Origin of the sequence: Pseudomonas sp. NPDC077451, assembly GCF_044543345.1 — a bacterium.
Classification (GTDB): Bacteria; Pseudomonadota; Gammaproteobacteria; order Pseudomonadales; family Pseudomonadaceae; genus Stutzerimonas.
The window spans coordinates 1-17,805 of sequence record NZ_JBITVX010000017.1; the positions used below are offsets into that span (position 1 = coordinate 1).

Consider the following 17,805-nt stretch of genomic DNA (forward strand, 5'->3'; position numbering starts at 1 on the left):
TCACGATGTGATACACGGTAAGCGTTCAGCGTGTGATACAGCTACCCGTGCAGCCTGTGATACAGATACGCAAGGTGAGTTAGCTAGACGCTTACAGAGAATCTCGTCGGGTGGCAAGCTGATCGACCCGACAATCCGCACGTAGGAATCAAGCTCGTGCTTATGCCCGCTACCTGTATCGAAATAGCCGGAAAACAACGGTGTCAGGTCCCCCACCTCAGCGCACCCGAAAATCAGCTTCTGTGCCTGTACCGACCCGGAGGAATAGACGTAGAGCGCATAGCCCTGATCATGCCAACGACGCAGGCTGTTCACCGCATCCGGATAGACGTGTCCCTTGAGCTGTCCAGCGCGGTAGCCATCGGCTCAGACCATGCCTTGCAGTGCCTTTAGCGGCGTAGCCTTTCGATCGTCGGCCATCCAACCCAGCAGAATCTCAACAATGCGCTCGATATTCGCATCCGGCTCGCCGCTCTCACCGCGTACCGCCTCGATCTGTTCCGCCACCGCCGGCTCTGTCGCACGGCTGCGCACGAAATCTGGCAAGTGCTCGCGGGCATAAGGAAACAGTACGTCGAAGACGAAACTCACTGCGCTGGTGGTGCCTTCGATATCCGTAAGGATGGCTTTGACCGGCATCAGAAATCCTCCAGGCGCGGGAAACGGCCGGCGATATCAGCCCCAGTGAATTGCGCGACCCAGCCTTCTGGATTGTTGAACAGGCGAATGGCAACGAAGTGAGGGTCCTCACCCATATCGAACCAATGCCGGGTTCCGGCAGGCACCGAGAGCAGGTCGTTCTTCTCGCAAAGCACGGCATACACCCTGTCCTCGATATGCAGCGTGAACAACCCGCGGCCGACAACAAAGAAACGCACCTCGTCCTCAGCGTGCTGGTGCTCTTCAAGAGACTTGGCGCGAAGCTCTGCCTTCTGTGGATGGTCGCGGGTCAGGCTGATCACGTCGACCGTGACGTAACCGCGTTCGCTCATCAGTCGATCGATCTGCGGACGGTAGGCGGCAATCACCTCCTCTGAACTTGCGCCGGCGCGAATGGGCGCGCTGGCTTCCCAGCGTTCCACGCGCACACCCACGTCGGCCAGCGTGGTGGCGATGTCTTCTATATGAGTGAGCACTTTGAGTGGCTGCTCGGGCGCAGTGTCCTGATAAACGCTGAGAATGCTCATACTGTATGTCTCCGGCCGGGATAGCTGCCCCGGGGTTGTAATAAAGTCGGCCAGGTGGCGCGTATAGATTTCCCGCTACAGGCTTGCAGCAGGGTCTCGGCGGAAGGATTCTTGCCCAGTTCCAGGCTAAGACCATTCATATCCACCGCCAGCAGATCATCCGCGGTCAGTTGTCCCTTGTGTTTGCCGGAGGCCGTCACTAGCACTTCAGCGCTCGTCAGGCGGGCCGAATAGTTGCTGCTGGTGGCCGGCGACCAACCGCGGCTATAAAGAAACTGGCCAGCTTGGATAATGGCCTGCGCCCGGTCGTCACGGATAGCAGTCATGCCGAGTTCTTGCTTGGGATAGCGATGATAACGGCTGCGGCCAGCGAGGCCAGGCTGGCGATGGCGAACGTCCATAAAGGGCCGAGACTGGCCCAGCTGTAGCCGGAGTAAAGCGCACCCAACGCTCCGCCAACCCCTGCAAGGGTCGCATAGAGCGCCTGCCCCTGCCCTTGCTGGCGGTGGCCGAAGCTGCGCTGGACGAAATGAATCGCCGCTGCGTGAAAGCTGCCGAATGTGGCCGCATGCATCAGCTGCGCAATCAACAGCACGCCAAAATGATCGGCCAGCGTACCCAGCAGAAACCAGCGTAGCGCGGCCAGTAGAAAGCTAGCGACCAGAACCTGGCGCAACGAAAAGCGCGCCAGCAGCGACGCCATCACCAGGAAGATCAGGATTTCCGCCACGACCCCGAGCGCCCAAAGCAGGCCGATGGTGCCACGGCCATAGCCGAGCGTTTCGAGATGAATGGTGAAAAAAGTGTAGTACGGGCCATGACTGACCTGCATCAGACCGACGCACACGAAGAATGCCAATACACCCGGACGGCATAGCTGACGAAAAAAACCACCCTGCCCCTCCGGCTCAGAACGCTCCGCCGGCACCGCGTTGGGCACCCATACGCTGCTGATCACGATCCCGACCATGACTGTCAGCACCGCCACCGGATAAATGTCGAGACTCAGATGCTCGAACAGCGCCCCAAGTCCCACCACCGCCGCGATGAAACCGATGCTGCCCCATAGGCGAACCTGACTATAGCGAGACGCTTGTTCGTGCAGGTGCGCCAGGGTGATGACCTCGAACTGTGGTAACACCGCATGCCAGAAGAACGCATGCAGCGCCATCACCAACGCCAGCCAGGCGTAACTTTTACTGTAGAAGATCAAACTGAATGAAATCAGCGTACAGACCGCACCAATACGCACAATCGTCAGACGCCGGCCTGTGACATCGCCCAGCCAACCCCACAGGTTCGGTGCCAGGCAGCGCATCAGCATGGGAATGGCCACCAGCTCTCCAATGCGCTCGGCAGTGAAGCCAAGATGGTCGAAATAGAGGCCGAGAAACGGCGCCGCCGAGCCGAGCAGCGCAAAGTAGAAAAAGTAGAAACCGGACAGGCGCCAGTAGGGAATTAAAGCTGCCATAAGCGAAAAGCCAGTAGCTGGAAGCTAAGCGACTAGAGGCAGGAATGAGCGGTTTGCTCGATCTCCGGCTTCAGGCTCCCAGCCGCAGGCTTAGAGCTGCCCCAACACCGGCGTACCCACCAGCACATCGGCATTCTGCCCCCGATGGCGCAACAGATGATCCAGCAAAACGATGGCCATCATCGCTTCGGCGATCGGCGTCGCACGGATACCCACGCAGGGGTCGTGACGACCTTTAGTGATGACATCCACGGGATTGCCGTCGACGTCGATCGAGCGGCCCGGCGTGGTGATACTGGACGTCGGCTTGAGCGCCAGATGCGCGATGATCGGTTGGCCGGACGAAACGCCGCCCAGAACGCCACCTGCATTATTGGAAAGGAAACCGTCCGGCGTCATCTCGTCACGGTGCTCGGTGCCACGCTGGGCGACGCTGGCGAAGCCGGCACCGATTTCAACGCCCTTCACCGCATTGATGCTCATCAGGGCATGGGCCAGTTCAGCATCGAGACGGTCAAAAATCGGCTCGCCAAGCCCTGGAGGAACGCCTTCGGCGACAACACTGATTTTGGCACCAACCGAATCCTGATCACGACGCAACTGATCCATATACGCTTCCAGCTCGGGCACCTTGTCCGGGTCCGGACTGAAAAATGCGTTCTGCTCAACGCTTTCCCAGGTTTTGAATGGAATTTCGATCGGACCCAGCTGGCTCATGTAGCCGCGCACCTGTATGCCTAGCGTCGCCAGGTATTTCTTGGCGATGGCGCCGGCAGCGACGCGCATGGCGGTTTCGCGGGCTGAGCTACGACCACCGCCGCGATAGTCACGCAGACCGTACTTGTGGTGATAGCTGTAGTCGGCATGAGCGGGACGGAACTGGTCCTTGATAGCCGAATAGTCCTTGGATTTCTGGTCCGTGTTACGGATCAGCAAACCAATGGGGCAGCCGGTCGTACGGCCTTCGAATACGCCGGAAAGAATTTCAACCTCATCCGCTTCCTGGCGCTGGGTGGTATGCCTGCTGGTGCCAGGCTTGCGTCGATCAAGGTCGCACTGCAGGTCAGCGGCGGTCAGCTCCAGGCCCGGCGGACAGCCGTCGACGATCGCGACCAATGCCGGACCATGGCTTTCGCCAGCCGTGGTAACGGTGAACAGCTTGCCGTAAGTATTGCCGGACATGCAGGGCGCTCCGCGATCGACCTAAAGAGGGGGCGGAAGTATACCCGAGCCGCCGCTGGTTTCGCTGCCTACAGCGGTGGCGCATACTGCCAACCCGCCCAACCGTCAGCTCGCTCCGTATCCGCCCCGCTTCGTCAATGGTTTATTGCTGCCCATGCGTTTCCTTTTAGTGTTCACGTTGCTCACCATGCTCGCTCCCTTAGTCCAAGCCCAGACGCTGCTGAATCAGAGGATGACCGTGCAGGTGCCAGACGGGCGTCTTCATGGCAGCCTGCTGCATCCAAAGTCCGATGCCCCCCTGCCGGTCGCGTTGTTGATAGCCGGCTCAGGCCCGACCGACCGCGACGGCAACAATCCAATGGGCCACAACGATAGTCTCAAGCGGCTGGCACAGGCATTGGCCAAACGCGGCATCGCCAGCGTGCGTTATGACAAGCGCGGCGTCGGCCAGAGCCGCGCGCTGGCACCTGACGAAAGCCAGCTGAATGTGAAGGATTACGTGGCCGATGCAGTGGCCTGGTCGCGCCTGTTGCAAGCCGATCCGCGGTTTTCGGCGGTCGTGCTGGTCGGCCACAGCGAAGGTGCATTGATTGCCAGCCTGGCTGAGCCTACCGTTAAACCCGCTGCACTGATCAGCCTTGCAGGCAGCGGTCGCCCCATCGACACGCTGCTGCGCGAGCAACTCCAGGGCCGCTTGCCGCCGCCGCTGCTGGCAACCGCGTACTACCTGATCGATGAGCTCAAGGCAGGAAGAATCCACGATCAGGTGCCCGACCCATTGCGGATTCTGTTCCGCCCGAGCGTACAGCCTTATCTCAACTCGCTGTTCCGCCAAGACCCAGCCAATGCATTTGCGGGCACCACAGCACCGGCGTTAATTATCCAGGGCACTCATGACATTCAGGTCGGGCGCGAAGATGCCCAGGCCCTGAAGCGAGCCAGAGCCGACGCGGAGTTGGCCCTGATATCAGGGATGGGGCACGTATTGCGCATTACGCCGCCGGAGCGCGCCGGGCAAATGGCCTCCTATAGCAGCCCCGAATTGCCTATCGCTCATGAACTGACGGAACAGATCAGCCGATTCTTGTCCGGGCACGGCATATTGCCAGCCTCCAGTTAGCCCGCTATCGGCCGATACGCTCCTTGCCTGCCGCAACGACCCGCACAGGCCCATGGACGCCGAGATGACAGACAGCACAACAGCACCTAACGACAACGAGGCCCTGACGCCCGCTGTGCCCCAGCCGCACCCCTGGGCCGAACTCGTCCCGGATCGCTTCCGACTGCTTCGCCTGTCGCCATTGCCCACTGACCGCGACACCGGGGCGCGCCCGCTACGGTTCGTGGAGTTGGCCCAGGTCGAGCGACATACGCCTCAGCAGAGCCTTTTGAAGCTCTTCATACGGATACCAGGGCAAGTGCTGTCTAAACAGCACAATCTGCTGGAAATCTGGGCCGACCACCGAGCCAAAGAAGTGCGCTTCGGCCCAGACTCTGGTCTGCATATAGAACCGGCAAACCGTGGCCTTGGACGCTTCCTGCTTGCGCAGGGGGCAGCCTGGGCTCAGAAGCGCTGGGCACATTATCTGGTCGAAGGCGGCGCGTTGCCGGTCAAAGATATAACCGGCGAGGACACACGCTTGCGGCGCGATCATTGCCTGCTCAGCCAGGGTTTCGATGTGCTGTATGCCGAGCCCCAGCAGCTCAAGGCGACCTACAGTGCAAGTCGTGTCAGTGCGTTGCGGCCTGATTGGAATATCGAAAAGGTGCAAATCATCGAACTGCAAGAGGCCGCGGCGATGCTCGAGCAGGCTGATCGCAATCTGCTCGAGCAGGAAAATCAGATTCGCGATATCCAAGAACGCTTGAGCAAGCTTCGCCGGGAGGATGGCACCCTCCGATTCACCATTGCCTGCCTGATCGTCTTCGCCCTGTTTCAGGCCGGGCTACTGATCTGGATCGCAACCCGCTGACGCTCCCGGGCCGTTCGGCCTCGCCTACTGCAAGAGCCGTTCACGAAACAGCGTCTGATGATCCCGGCACTGACTGGCCGCGAGCAGAAAAACACCATGCCCGCCGTCCGTGAACTCGAGCCAGGTAAAGTCGATTTCCGGATAGAGCGCTTCGACATGCACCTGACTGTTGCCGACCTCGACGATGAGCGTGCCGGTCTCGGTCAGGTGATCGGCCGCCTCCGCCAGTATTCTTCGCACCAGATTCAACCCGTCGTCACCACAGGCTAAACCCAGTGCGGGCTCATGCTGGAACTCGGCAGGCATATCGGCGAAATCTTCAGCGTCCACATAGGGTGGGTTGGAGACAATCAGGTCGAAGCGCTGCTTGGGCAGCCCATCGAACCCATCGCCCTGTACGGTGTAAACCCGATCGTCCAGGCCATGCTGCTCAATGTTGCGGTTGGCCACTTCCAGCGCTTCGAAAGACAAGTCGGCCAGCAGCACTTCGGCATCGAGGAATTCATAGGCGCAGGCAATGCCGATGCAACCGGAACCGGCACACAGGTCGAGAATCCGTGCGGGCTCCTTTGCCAGCCATGGCTCGAAGCGACGCTCGATCAATTGACCAATCGGCGAGCGCGGAATCAGTACGTGATCGTTCACGATGAACGGAAGCCCGCAAAACCAGGCCTGCCCGAGCAGGTAGGCGGTAGGCACGCGTTGCTCGATTCGGCGGTGCAGCAAAGCCTGTAGATGCTCACGCTCATCGTCTTCCAGCCGACAATCGAGGTAGCTGTCGGCCATCTCCCACGGCAAGTGCAAGGCACCAAGCACCAACTGGCGAGCCTCATCCCAAGCGTTGTCCGTGCCGTGGCCGAAGAACAGCTGTTCGGCGTGGAAGCGGCTGACAGCCCAGCGAATATGGTCACGCAAGGTGCGCAAACGGGACGACGAAGCAGTCACAAGGCATCTCCTCTAAAAAGGGCGAAAGTCTAGCTGATGGCCCAGCTCGTTTCGCGAACTTTGAGGCTCCGCGTGATAGCACAACGCCCATAATGCCGATCTATATGACCAAATCATCGCCTATTGGCTGTTCACATCTCGCGCTACTGGCGCCACAATCATGCCCCTCTCAGAACAAGGAGTCAGTCATGTCCAAGCCACAGACCATGCTTCAGCTCAGTGGCCGCAGTTATGCACCGGCGACTTTGGCCAACGCGACCCTTGTCATCATTGACGTTCAGGAAGAATACCGGACGGGAACACTGGCATTACCGAATCTGGATTCGTCGCTGGAGCAGATCAGCAAGCTGCTGGCCGCCGCCCGCGCGGCTGGCGCACCCATCGTGCATGTTCACCACCTGGGCATCCCGGGCGGGCTGTTCGACCCCCAAGGATCACGTGGCCAGATCATGCCGGAAGCGGCACCGCTTCCAGGCGAAACCGTGATCGGCAAGACACTGCCTAATGCGTTCGCCGGTACAAAACTACACGAGCTGCTGCAGCAGCATGGCCGCCTCGACCTCATTGTTTGCGGATTCATGACTCACTCGAGCGTGAGCACCACGGTCCGCGCGGCAAAGGACTATGGCTACCGCTGTACACTGGTTGACCAGGCCTGCGCCACACGTGACCTGCCGATGGGAGACGGCGCGATCGCCGCGGCAGAGGTGCATCGCATGGAGATGACCATTCTCGCGGACAACTTCGCTGTTTGCGTGGCTGATGCCGCGGCACTGGCATAAGGCGCGACCGAACCGAAAAGCGCCTAGCCTGCCTCGTCTACGCTTTCCAACGGCCTGATAGCCGCTCCTGAGGAGCTAACCGGAATGAAACGAACCGATGGATTCGATGCTCGCCGTCTCCGCCCTCGCCAACATCGCAGCTGGGGCTCACGCCTTGGCGCAGCACTTGGTCTGCTGCTGATCGTCGCGGGCGCGCTCTTCATTGGTACTGGTGTCGCGTCACTGTTTAGCGATATCGATGCCTTGGCCAGCATGCCTCTGGACAAGGAAGCCGCGGTGACGCTATTGACCTTGGGTCTGATCCTGTTGCTGCTTGGCATATTCATGCGGCGTCGTGTGCGCCGCCGCATGCAAACACCGAGCGGGTTGAGTTTTTCGCCACGCCTGAAAAAACGCCGTTAGTCTGTCCACGCTTGCCCAGCGAGGCCTTCGAGGGGGAAGGCAGCCCAGGACAAAGGCTTTGAGATAAAATGGCCGACTTATGCGGAGGCCTCATGCAAGAAGATGATTTTTCCCTGTTCAGATCAGCTGTGCGTGGCGTCAAGCCTATCGAACACGACCGGGCTGAAACTGGCAAACCACGCAGCAACAAAGCACAGATAGCCACTCTACGTGCCAATGCCTCTATCAGCGACGGCGATACCAGGATCGATGGGCTTTCCGATCAGTTCGTAATTGATGTTGCGGCTGAAGATGAACTGTACTGGGTGCGCGACGGTGTCCAAGACAGCCAAATGCGCAAACTGAAAGCCGGCCAAATTCCATTCGAGGGCAGCCTGGATCTGCATGGGCTGAGCGTTGAGAAAGCTCGCGTACTGCTCTGGGACTTTCTCGCCGAAGCCTGCAAATTCGAGATTCGCTGCGTGCGTGTGACGCATGGCAAGGCCGCAAGAAAAGACGGTAAGCGCCCCTTGATCAAAAGCCATGTCAATACATGGTTACGCCAGCACGCCCAGGTGTTGGGCTTCACCTCTTGCCTACCAAGACATGGCGGCACCGGCGGGGTATATGTAATCCTCAAACGAACCATGCTCGAAGGCCGCGACGAATAATTCCAGCGCCGCAATCAAGCCGGTCAGTGCGACGCATGCTTGCAGCCCAGCCGTCGACCCCCTAACCTTCGCACTCGCGCTTTTTTTGCAAGCCTGACAGGTAGTCACATGTCCCTGGAAACACATTACACAGCGATCCTTGGCCAACTCGGCGAGGACGTCAGCCGCGAGGGCCTGCTCGATACGCCTAAGCGCGCCGCTAAAGCTATGCAGTACCTGTGCAAGGGTTACCAGCAGACGCTTGAGGACGTCACGAACGGCGCGCTGTTCAGCTCCGATAACAGCGAAATGGTACTGGTCAAGAACATCGAGCTCTATTCGTTGTGCGAACACCACATGCTGCCCTTCATCGGCAAGGCGCATGTCGCTTATTTGCCCAACGGCAAGGTGCTCGGCCTGTCGAAAGTCGCTCGCATTGTTGACATGTATGCCCGCCGACTGCAGATCCAAGAAAACCTCACCCGCGAGATTGCAGAAGCAATTCAGCAGGTTACGGGTGCATGGGGTGTCGCTGTCGTGATCGAAGCGCAGCACATGTGCATGATGATGCGCGGCGTCGAGAAACAGAACTCATCGATGGTCACCTCGGTCATGCTCGGCCAATTCCGGGAAAATGCCGCCACCCGTAGTGAATTTCTCGGCTTGGTCAAATAAGGTCAGCTATTAGCCGCTAAGCCTTTGCAGTCCAAGCCTGTCAACTTATGGCTGACCATCCAAAAAGCTCGCGGTTGCGCGCTTCCTTTCAATCGAACATGCCGACATGGCGCGGATGACTGGCCACACGCTGCAGCCAGGCAGTGATGGCCGGGTACCCCGCCAGGCTGAAACCGCCCTCCCCGGCCACGTGGGTATAGGCATAGAGCGCAACATCAGCGATCGAGTAGTGCTCGCCAACCAGATAAGGCGTGCGTAGCAGCTGCTGCTCCATGACATCGAGCGCGTGATAACCGTCCAGTTGCTTGGCTGCATATTCATCGAGGCGATCATCCGGCAAGCCCAGGTAAACCTTGATGAACCGCGCCACAGCGATGAAGGGTTCATGGCTGTATTGCTCGAAAAACTGCCACTGCAGAACCTGGGTCCGCAACCGGGCATCGGCCGGCAGGAATTCACTTCCCTCAGCGAGGAAGTTGAGGATTGCGTTCGACTCCCACAGGCAGCTACCGTCTTCCAGCTCGAGCACCGGTATCTTGCCGTTGGGATTCTTTTTCAGAAATGCTGCCTCACGGCTTTCACCGCGCAGGATATCCACCGGAACCCATTCATACGACCGCCCCAGCAAGTGCAGCATCAGCTTCACCTTGTAGCAATTACCGGACCTATAGTCGCCGTATACTTTGTATGTCATTTGTCCCTCCAGCGGTGCATCCACCGCATCTGAACTATGCCGCTTCGACCACCAGCGCCTCGCGAATCACACTCGCGAGGCGGCGAATACCCTCATCAAGGCGCTCTGGCGCGACATGACTGAAGTTGAGCCGCAGATATCCGAGATTTTGCTCGGGGTCGGCGAAGAACGGCTCGCCAGGCATGAACACCACATCCTGCGCCAACGCGGAATCGAGCAGCGTTCGGGTGTCAATCGGTTGTTTCAGCTGCAGCCAGAAGAACAGCCCCCCCTGCGGCACCTGCCAATCGGCGAGGTCGGAGAAATGATCATCCAACGCAGCCTGCATCGCATCACGGCGCAGGCGGTAGAAACTGCGCAGCTCACCCAGATGCAACCGATACTGCTCGCTGCCGAGCCACTGCAGCGCCTGCCACTGACCAACGCGGTTGGTATGCAGGTCGGCTGACTGCTTCAGACGCAACAGATAAGGGAACAGGTCTGGTGTTGCAATCAGATAGCCGACACGTAGCCCTGGAAGCAGGGTCTTGGAAACTGTCCCGGTGTAGATCCAGCTTGCGTTCCGCAAGCGGCTAACGATTGGGCGAGCTCGCCCTTCGTCGAATACGAGTTCGCGGTAGGGTTCATCTTCGATCAGGGTCACGCCGAACTCGTCAAGCAGCGCGGCTACCGCATCTCGCTTTTCCTCGCTATAACGGACCGCCGAGGGATTCTGGAACGTTGGGATAAGGTAGGCAAAGGCCGGCTTGTGCTGTTCCAGCCGCCGACGCAGCGCGACCAGCGACGGTCCATCGGACTCCTGCGGCACCGCCAGACAGTCGGCGCCGAACAACTGAAAAGCCTGCAGCGCGGCTAGATAAGTCGGCGCCTCGAGCAGCACCTCGGTGCCCCGATCGATGAACAGCTTGGATGCGAGGTCCAGGGTCTGCTGGGAACCGCTGACGATCAGTACTTGACTGGCGGAGCAAGAAACACCGATTGCACGGGCTTCAGCCGCGATGGCCTCGCGCAGTGCGGGCTCCCCTTCGCTCATCCCATACTGACCCAGGCTCGCCGGCATGGGCGCCCAGTCGACCTTCGGCAACATGGACTCAGCAGGCAGTCCGCCAGCGAAAGACATCACCTCAGGACGCTGTGCAGCGGCAAGAATTTCACGGATCAGCGAGCTTTTCAGGCGGTCAATGCGTTCGGAGAAGACCATGGGGCACCAGATGCAGGAATAAGGAAAATGAGTCAAACTACTTGACCAAAATTACGCCCTCAACTGTAAATACGTCAATATGCCTGACCTAAAAAAAAGCACTGTTCAGCGCCAGATCATGGAGAGCTTCTTCCTAGGCTATCAGGCGTTTACAGCCAAGCCGGACGAGATGCTTGCCCGACGCGGACTATCTCGAGTGCATCACAGAATCCTGTTTTTTATCGCAAGCTACCCCGACCTAAGCGTTAAAGAGCTACTCAGCTACCTGGGGGTCAGCAAGCAGGCCTTGAATACGCCATTGCGACAGCTAATTGAAATGCACCTGGTGGAGAGCAGGACGGCCGAGGAAGACAAGCGCAAGCGCATGCTGCGCTTCACTGCCGAGGGTGCAAAGCTAGAGCAGGCATTGCGACGCGAACAGGTGCGTCTTCTTGAACGGGCCTTCCAGCATGCTGGGGAAGAAGCGGTGAATGGCTGGCTAGCGGTTAACCAAACACTGGCAACCAGCACGATACGAACTTGAAAAATTGAACAGCTCGATCTCGACTGGCGGGCGCTCTACTGTTGGAGGCCATCGATAGATCGAAGCCTGCCCCTTCCCTCAGGACGGGTTACCTGAAAACAAGGCGAAGATGTAACCCTTGATCAGGACGGGACAACAGACACAAAAAAGGGCGACCGAAGTCGCCCTTTTTCAATGGATCGCAGAACTTAGTTCTGGTTTTCCATCTGCGCGCGGATCAGATCACCAATGGTGGTCGGACCGGCAGTTGGCTCTACGTCCTGCTTGGTACGCAGTTCCTTCATCGCGTCCTTCTCGTCCTCAACGTCTTTCGACTTGATGGACAGACTGATGACGCGGCTCTTACGGTCGATGCTGATGATCTTGGCTTCGACTTCTTCGCCTTCTTTCAGGACGTTACGCGCATCTTCAACGCGGTCACGGCTGATTTCGGAGGCTTTCAGCGTAGCTTCGATGTCATTGCCCAGATCGATGATGGCGCCTTTGGCGTCAACTTCTTTCACGATGCCGCGAACGATGCTGCCCTTGTCATTGACAGCGGCATAGTTGGAGAACGGATCGTCTTCCAGCTGCTTGATGCCCAGGGAGATGCGCTCGCGCTCCGGATCAACCGACAGGATGACCGTGTCCAGCTCGTCGCCCTTCTTGAAGCGACGCACGGCTTCTTCGCCAGCTTCGTTCCAGGAAATGTCGGACAGGTGAACCAGACCGTCGATGCCACCGTCCAGACCAATGAAGATACCGAAATCGGTGATCGACTTGATGGTGCCGGAGATGCGGTCGCCCTTGTTGAACTGGCCAGAGAAGTCTTCCCATGGGTTGGACTTGCACTGCTTGATGCCAAGGGAGATACGACGACGCTCCTCGTCGATGTCCAGAACCATGACTTCCACTTCGTCGCCGACCTGTACGACCTTCGACGGGTGGATGTTCTTGTTGGTCCAATCCATTTCGGAAACGTGTACCAGACCTTCAACGCCTTCTTCCAGCTCAGCGAAGCAGCCGTAGTCAGTCAGGTTGGTGACACGGGCCACGACGCGAGTGTTCTCTGGGTAACGAGCCTTGATAGCAACCCATGGGTCTTCACCCAGCTGCTTCAGACCCAGGGAAACGCGGTTACGCTCGCGATCGAACTTCAACACCTTGACGTCGATTTCGTCGCCAACGTTGACGATTTCCGACGGATGCTTGATGCGCTTCCAGGCCATATCGGTGATATGCAGGAGACCGTCCACGCCGCCCAGATCGACGAATGCGCCGTAATCTGTGAGGTTCTTGACGATACCTTTGACCTGCTGGCCTTCCTGCAGCGATTCCAGCAGAGCTTCGCGCTCGGCGCTGTTTTCAGCTTCCAGGACGCTACGACGGGAAACGACAACGTTGTTGCGCTTCTGGTCGAGCTTGATGACCTTGAACTCGAGTTCCTTGCCTTCCAGGTGAGTGGTATCACGCACTGGACGGACATCAACCAGGGAACCTGGCAGGAACGCACGGATGCCGTTAACGTCGACAGTGAAGCCGCCCTTAACCTTACCGTTGATAACGCCCTTGACCACTTCCTCAGCTGCGAAAGCCGCTTCCAGAACAATCCAGCACTCAGCACGCTTGGCTTTTTCGCGGGACAGCTTGGTTTCACCGAAGCCATCTTCAACCGCGTCCAGCGCAACGTGAACTTCGTCACCCACGCTGATGGTCAGCTCGCCCTGCTCGTTGTAGAACTGCTCGACCGGGATGACGCCCTCAGACTTCAGGCCGGCATGAACAGTGACCCAGTCACCGTCGATGTCGACCACGATGCCGGTGATGATCGCACCCGGCTGCATGTCGAGGGTTTTTAGGCTTTCTTCAAAAAGTTCTGCAAAGCTTTCGCTCATGTTTATTCCTGCTGTTTTCGGACGAGGATCCGCCCAATCTCCACATCCCAGATAGAAGTGGGTTCATTCATATAAAAAAAGGCCTGCGGGACTAGATCTGGTCTCCCACATGCCTCCTTGTTAACAGCTCTCGTTATCGAGAAACCGTCAGGCCACCTCTCGGCGGTCGTTCTTCAGGCGAAATCGCGATTGGCAACTTCGCTCAGAATCTGTCCTAGCACCTGCTCGATGGAAAGATTGGTGGAATCCAGATGTACCGCATCGTCTGCCGGCCTCAGCGGAGCCACTTCACGTCCGGTATCGCGCTCATCGCGCGCCCGTATCTCATCGAGAAGACTCGCGAGATTAACATCATCGCCCTTGCCCTTCAACTGCAGGTAGCGCCGACGAGCCCTTTCTTCGGCGCTGGCGGTCAGGAATATCTTCAAAGGCGCATCAGGGAAAACCACGGTGCCCATGTCGCGCCCATCGGCGACCAGCCCGGGCGGCTCGCGAAACGCTTTCTGACGCTGCAGAAGCGCCTCGCGAACAACAGGCAAGGCGGCGACCTGAGACGCCCCGGCTCCGACTTGCTCGTTACGAATTGCCTGAGTGACGTCCTCTCCCTCGAGAACGATCTGCATCCCGTTACCGCCTTTCGATGCGCCGAATTGCACGTCCAGATGAGCCGCCAACAGCTTGAGCGCCTCTTCGTTGGTCAAGTCCACACCATGGTTGCGCGCGGCAAAGGCAAGCAGACGATACAGCGCACCGGAATCGAGAAAATTCCACCCCAGCTTGGCCGCCAGCAACGCCGCAACTGTGCCTTTTCCAGAACCGCTCGGACCGTCGATAGTGATGACCGGGACCTGCCTGATCATGAGTTATCCTCCACACCTACCCGCATCCCGGCCCGCTCGGCCAGCGCAAGGAAGTTCGGGAACGAAGTGGCGACGTTGGCACAGTCGTGAATTCGGATCGGCGCGCTGGCGCGAAGCGCGGCTACGCTGAAGGACATGGCGATACGATGATCGCCGTGTGCCCAGACTTCGCCTCCGCCTAGGCCCCCGCCGCCTTCGATGATAATCCCATCCGTTGTAGGCGTGGCACTCACGCCCAGCGCTTGCAGACCATCGGCCATTACCTGAATGCGATCAGACTCCTTGACCCGCAACTCCTCAGCTCCGCGCAGCGTGGTTCGCCCTTCGGCGCAAGATGCCGCAACGAACAGCACCGGGAATTCATCGATCGCCAACGGCACGAGGTCTTCCGGGATATCGATTCCCTTGAGCTGCGCAGCACGCACTCGAATATCCGCAACCGGCTCACCACCCACTTCGCGAAGATTGCTCAACTCGATGTTGGCGCCCATCAGCCGGAGAATGTCGATGACACCAGTACGGGTCGGATTGACCCCCACGTGCTCAAGCGTGATATCGGAGCCAGGCGCGATGCTGGCTGCAACCATGAAGAAAGCCGAGGACGATATATCGGCAGGCACTTCGATCTGAGTCGCGCGCAGCGTATGACCAGATTCGACCGTAGCGGTGTTGCCCTTGACCTGCACCGGATAACCGAAGCCTTGCAGCATCCGCTCGGTGTGATCTCGTGTCGGCGCAGGCTCCGTGACCGATGTTTCGTCAGCCGCATATAGGCCCGCGAGCAGCAGACAGGATTTGACCTGAGCACTGGCCATCGGCATGTCGTAGTGCATACCAGAGAGCTTCTGACCACCGCGAATAGTCATTGGCGGGCGGCCGTCAGCGGCCGTTTCGATCACCGCACCCATTTCGCGTAAGGGTTTGGCGACACGGTTCATCGGGCGCTTGGACAGCGAAGCGTCACCGGTGAGCGTCGTGTCGAATGGCTGCGCCGCCAGCAGACCAGACAACAGGCGCATCGAGGTACCAGAGTTACCGAGGTAGATCGGTCCTGGCGGCGGCTTCAAGCCGTGCAAGCCAACACCGTGAACCGTCACGCGCCCCTGATTCGGACCCTCGATGACCACCCCCATGTCGCGGAATGCCTGGATGGTTGCAAGCGCATCCTCGCCTTCAAGAAAGCCTTCAACCTCAGTGGTGCCTTCGGCAAGCGAGCCAAGCATGATTGAACGATGGGAAATGGATTTGTCACCTGGCACACGAAGTTGGCCGCTGAGGCTGCCGCCAGGATTGGCAAGGAAGATCAGATCTTTGGAATGCATAACGTCCACATAGGCTCTGCGAGCCAGTATTTTGCTGAAATGTTCCCGGGCAGCCTTGGCGCGCGTGAACACGCCCAACAATGTGTGCCCGTCTCCTTCATCGACCGCGGCGCGCAGGGCGTCGAGGTCGGCACGAAAATCGTCCAGGGTATGCAGCACCGCCTCGCGATTGGCGAGAAATATGTCGTGCCACATCACCGGATCGCTGCCCGCAATACGGGTGAAATCTCGAAATCCACCCGCGGCGTAGCGAAAAATCTCCAGGTTCTCGTTGCGCTTTGCCAGCGAATCCACCAGACCAAACGCCAGAAGATGCGGCAGATGACTGGTGGCAGCCAGCACCTCGTCATGATGCCGAACGTCCATATGCTCGACATCGGCGCCAAGCGCACGCCACAGCCCGTCTACAAGCGCCAGCGCAGCCGGATCTGTATCTTCCAGAGGCGTCAGGATCACTTTGTGTCGGCGGAAAAGCGTGCTTTGGGCAGCAGTCACGCCACTCTGTTCCGAGCCGGCTATCGGATGCCCAGGCACAAAGCGCGGCGGCATCCGACCGAAATGTTCGCGAGCACAGCGAACCACGTTGCCCTTGGCACTACCGACGTCCGTCAGCACTGAGTGGCCAAGATCGAGCAACGCGAGCTCAGCTAGCAGACGCTCCATTGCCAGGATCGGGACGGCCATTTGAATCACATCCGCGCCCAGGCAAGCCTCCGCGAGGCTGCTTGCGCACCGATCCACCACCCCTAGCTCGACGGCCAGCTCGCGCGACCGAGGGTCCAAGTCGAACCCGACCACCTCGGCGCAGTACCCACCCTCACGCAACCCTTTGGCAAATGAGCCACCGATTAGGCCCAGGCCGACAACAGCCAGACGTGGCAGCGGCGTCCCCCCTGGGAGCGATTCGCCGTTTCGGATCAACGCCCAAGCACCTTACGCAGCACGTCGAGAAATCGTGCATTTTCAGTTTCGGTGCCGATCGAAACCCGAAGAAAAGTCGGCATGCCATAGCCGGCTACAGGCCGTACGATAACCCCATCACGCAGCAACGCCTGGTTGATAGGGGCCGCATCTTGGCCGAAATCAACCGCTATGAAGTTACCTCTGGAAGGTATCCATTCCAGCCCCAACTCGCTGAAACCGGCTTCGAGCTGCTGCATTCCGGCGGCATTACTCGCCCGGCTTCTGTTCAGATATTCGCCGTCATCGAGCGCAGCACAGGCTGCAGCAAGCGCGATGCTGTTGACGTTGAAGGGCTGGCGCACGCGATTCAGGACATCCGCAATCTGCGCTGAGCAGATCGCATAGCCCACCCGAAGCGCCGCCAACCCGTAAGCCTTGGAAAAAGTCCGCGACACCAGCAGATTCGGATGAGTGTTCAGGAACGCCAGGCCATCCGGCAATTCACCGTCAGCCGCGTACTCGATATAGGCTTCATCGAGGACCACCAGAACGTGCTCGGGCACAGCCACCAGGAACCGCTCCAGCGCTTCTGCGCCGAACCAGGTACCAGTAGGATTATTGGGGTTGGCGATGAACACGACCCGAGTGTTCGTATCGATAGCGGCCAGCATGGCATCCAGGTCATGTCCCCATTGTTTGGCCGGAACAGCCTTAGCCTGCGCGCCGACCGCCTGTGTAGCGATGGGATAGACCGCGAACGCATGCTCGCTGAAAACCGCATTGAGACCCGGCGCGAGGTAGGCCCGCGCAACCAGCTCAAGGATATCGTTGGAGCCATTGCCGAGCGTGACCTGCTCGATGCCGACTTCATAGCGTTGTGCCAGTTTCTGCTTCAGCAAGAAACCGTTGCCGTCGGGATAGCGGGTCAGCTCGTCGAGCTGCGCCCGGATCGCTTCGATGACTCTCGGGCTGGGCCCCAGCGGATTCTCGTTGCTGGCCAGCTTGACGATGGTCCGCGGATCTAGATTGAGCTCTCTGGCCAGTTCGTCCACCGGCTTGCCGGGCACATAGGGCGACAGCTTCTGCACGCCTGGCTGAGCCAGCGCAAGGAAATCACACGACATATTCAGCTCCGCTGAGCTGCAAGCCCGAACCTTGAAGCGCGAAGATTGAAGCAACGGC

At 59.0% G+C, this 17,805-nt stretch carries 17 protein-coding genes and 2 pseudogenes; 7 read left to right on the forward strand and 12 right to left on the reverse strand.

Annotated elements, in window-relative coordinates:
- Positions 1 to 96: 96 nt before the first annotated feature.
- The 5 genes and pseudogenes from mtnC to aroC form a co-directional block, all read right to left on the reverse strand.
- Positions 97 to 639, reverse strand: a pseudogene (gene mtnC, locus ACIGHL_RS19810) (acireductone synthase); the annotation flags it as partial.
- Entirely contained in the window at positions 639 to 1,187 is a 549-nt protein-coding gene (locus ACIGHL_RS19815) for a 1,2-dihydroxy-3-keto-5-methylthiopentene dioxygenase (RefSeq protein ID WP_128121119.1), read from the reverse strand. The pseudogene mtnC and the gene ACIGHL_RS19815, both read right to left, overlap by 1 nt.
- An 86-nt stretch (positions 1,188 to 1,273) precedes the next feature.
- Positions 1,274 to 1,513, reverse strand: a pseudogene (locus ACIGHL_RS19820) (class II aldolase/adducin family protein); the annotation flags it as partial.
- Positions 1,510 to 2,658: an MFS transporter gene (locus tag ACIGHL_RS19825; protein ID WP_128121117.1), complete on the reverse strand. Its 1,149-nt coding sequence runs from the start codon at positions 2,656 to 2,658 to the stop codon at positions 1,510 to 1,512. The pseudogene ACIGHL_RS19820 and the gene ACIGHL_RS19825, both read right to left, overlap by 4 nt.
- A 90-nt stretch (positions 2,659 to 2,748) precedes the next feature.
- Complete coding sequence (gene aroC / locus ACIGHL_RS19830) at positions 2,749 to 3,840, reverse strand: chorismate synthase (protein WP_128121116.1); 1,092 nt, start codon at positions 3,838 to 3,840, stop codon at positions 2,749 to 2,751.
- Between the two features lie 154 nt (positions 3,841 to 3,994).
- On the opposite strand from aroC, the gene ACIGHL_RS19835 reads away from it, so the two are divergent.
- Positions 3,995 to 4,960: an alpha/beta hydrolase gene (locus ACIGHL_RS19835; protein WP_128121115.1), complete on the forward strand. Its 966-nt coding sequence runs from the start codon at positions 3,995 to 3,997 to the stop codon at positions 4,958 to 4,960.
- Between the two features lie 64 nt (positions 4,961 to 5,024).
- Positions 5,025 to 5,813 carry a hypothetical protein gene (locus ACIGHL_RS19840; protein WP_128121114.1) on the forward strand — a complete coding sequence of 263 codons (789 nt, stop codon included), beginning with the start codon at positions 5,025 to 5,027 and terminating at the stop codon, positions 5,811 to 5,813.
- Between the two features lie 24 nt (positions 5,814 to 5,837).
- Here the strand turns inward: ACIGHL_RS19840 and prmB are convergent, their stop codons facing one another.
- Positions 5,838 to 6,758 carry a 50S ribosomal protein L3 N(5)-glutamine methyltransferase gene (prmB, locus tag ACIGHL_RS19845; protein WP_128121113.1) on the reverse strand — a complete coding sequence of 307 codons (921 nt, stop codon included), beginning with the start codon at positions 6,756 to 6,758 and terminating at the stop codon, positions 5,838 to 5,840.
- Positions 6,759 to 6,946: 188 nt separating this feature from the next.
- On the opposite strand from prmB, the gene ACIGHL_RS19850 reads away from it, so the two are divergent.
- The 4 genes from ACIGHL_RS19850 to folE all read left to right on the forward strand — a co-directional run bounded on the left by ACIGHL_RS19850 (position 6,947) and on the right by folE (position 9,246).
- Positions 6,947 to 7,540, forward strand: coding sequence for a cysteine hydrolase family protein (locus ACIGHL_RS19850; protein ID WP_128121112.1), 594 nt, complete (start codon positions 6,947 to 6,949; stop codon positions 7,538 to 7,540).
- Between the two features lie 84 nt (positions 7,541 to 7,624).
- On the forward strand, positions 7,625 to 7,942 hold the full coding sequence (locus ACIGHL_RS19855) for a hypothetical protein (protein WP_128121111.1): 318 nt from the start codon (positions 7,625 to 7,627) through the stop codon (positions 7,940 to 7,942).
- 92 nt (positions 7,943 to 8,034) lie between these two features.
- Positions 8,035 to 8,592: a Smr/MutS family protein gene (locus ACIGHL_RS19860; protein ID WP_046161135.1), complete on the forward strand. Its 558-nt coding sequence runs from the start codon at positions 8,035 to 8,037 to the stop codon at positions 8,590 to 8,592.
- Between the two features lie 108 nt (positions 8,593 to 8,700).
- On the forward strand, positions 8,701 to 9,246 hold the full coding sequence (folE, locus tag ACIGHL_RS19865; RefSeq protein ID WP_128121110.1) for a GTP cyclohydrolase I FolE: 546 nt from the start codon (positions 8,701 to 8,703) through the stop codon (positions 9,244 to 9,246).
- An 88-nt stretch (positions 9,247 to 9,334) separates the two neighbouring features.
- On the opposite strand, the gene ACIGHL_RS19870 is transcribed toward folE, so the two are convergent.
- Together ACIGHL_RS19870 and ACIGHL_RS19875 are read right to left on the reverse strand one after the other, a co-directional pair.
- Positions 9,335 to 9,940, reverse strand: coding sequence for a glutathione S-transferase family protein (locus ACIGHL_RS19870; protein ID WP_128121109.1), 606 nt, complete (start codon positions 9,938 to 9,940; stop codon positions 9,335 to 9,337).
- A gap of 34 nt (positions 9,941 to 9,974) precedes the next feature.
- Positions 9,975 to 11,141, reverse strand: a complete 1,167-nt coding sequence (locus ACIGHL_RS19875) for an aminotransferase-like domain-containing protein (protein ID WP_128121108.1) — start codon at positions 11,139 to 11,141, stop codon at positions 9,975 to 9,977.
- Between the two features lie 79 nt (positions 11,142 to 11,220).
- Here ACIGHL_RS19875 and ACIGHL_RS19880 point away from each other — a divergent pair, with 79 nt between their 5' ends.
- Positions 11,221 to 11,664: a MarR family winged helix-turn-helix transcriptional regulator gene (locus tag ACIGHL_RS19880; RefSeq protein ID WP_128121107.1), complete on the forward strand. Its 444-nt coding sequence runs from the start codon at positions 11,221 to 11,223 to the stop codon at positions 11,662 to 11,664.
- Between the two features lie 188 nt (positions 11,665 to 11,852).
- Here ACIGHL_RS19880 and rpsA read toward each other — a convergent pair whose 3' ends face one another.
- From rpsA to hisC, 4 genes are all read right to left on the reverse strand, one after another.
- The gene (rpsA, locus tag ACIGHL_RS19885; RefSeq protein ID WP_128121106.1) at positions 11,853 to 13,538 is read right to left on the reverse strand and encodes a 30S ribosomal protein S1; all 1,686 of its coding nucleotides are present in this window, start codon (positions 13,536 to 13,538) and stop codon (positions 11,853 to 11,855) included.
- Between the two features lie 173 nt (positions 13,539 to 13,711).
- Complete coding sequence (cmk, locus tag ACIGHL_RS19890; protein WP_128121105.1) at positions 13,712 to 14,398, reverse strand: (d)CMP kinase; 687 nt, start codon at positions 14,396 to 14,398, stop codon at positions 13,712 to 13,714.
- On the reverse strand, positions 14,395 to 16,641 hold the full coding sequence (locus ACIGHL_RS19895) for a bifunctional prephenate dehydrogenase/3-phosphoshikimate 1-carboxyvinyltransferase (protein ID WP_413818134.1): 2,247 nt from the start codon (positions 16,639 to 16,641) through the stop codon (positions 14,395 to 14,397). Before ACIGHL_RS19895 ends, cmk begins: the two co-directional genes overlap by 4 nt.
- The gene (gene hisC / locus ACIGHL_RS19900; protein ID WP_128121104.1) at positions 16,638 to 17,747 is read right to left on the reverse strand and encodes a histidinol-phosphate transaminase; all 1,110 of its coding nucleotides are present in this window, start codon (positions 17,745 to 17,747) and stop codon (positions 16,638 to 16,640) included. Before hisC ends, ACIGHL_RS19895 begins: the two co-directional genes overlap by 4 nt.
- Positions 17,748 to 17,805: the final 58 nt, after the last annotated feature.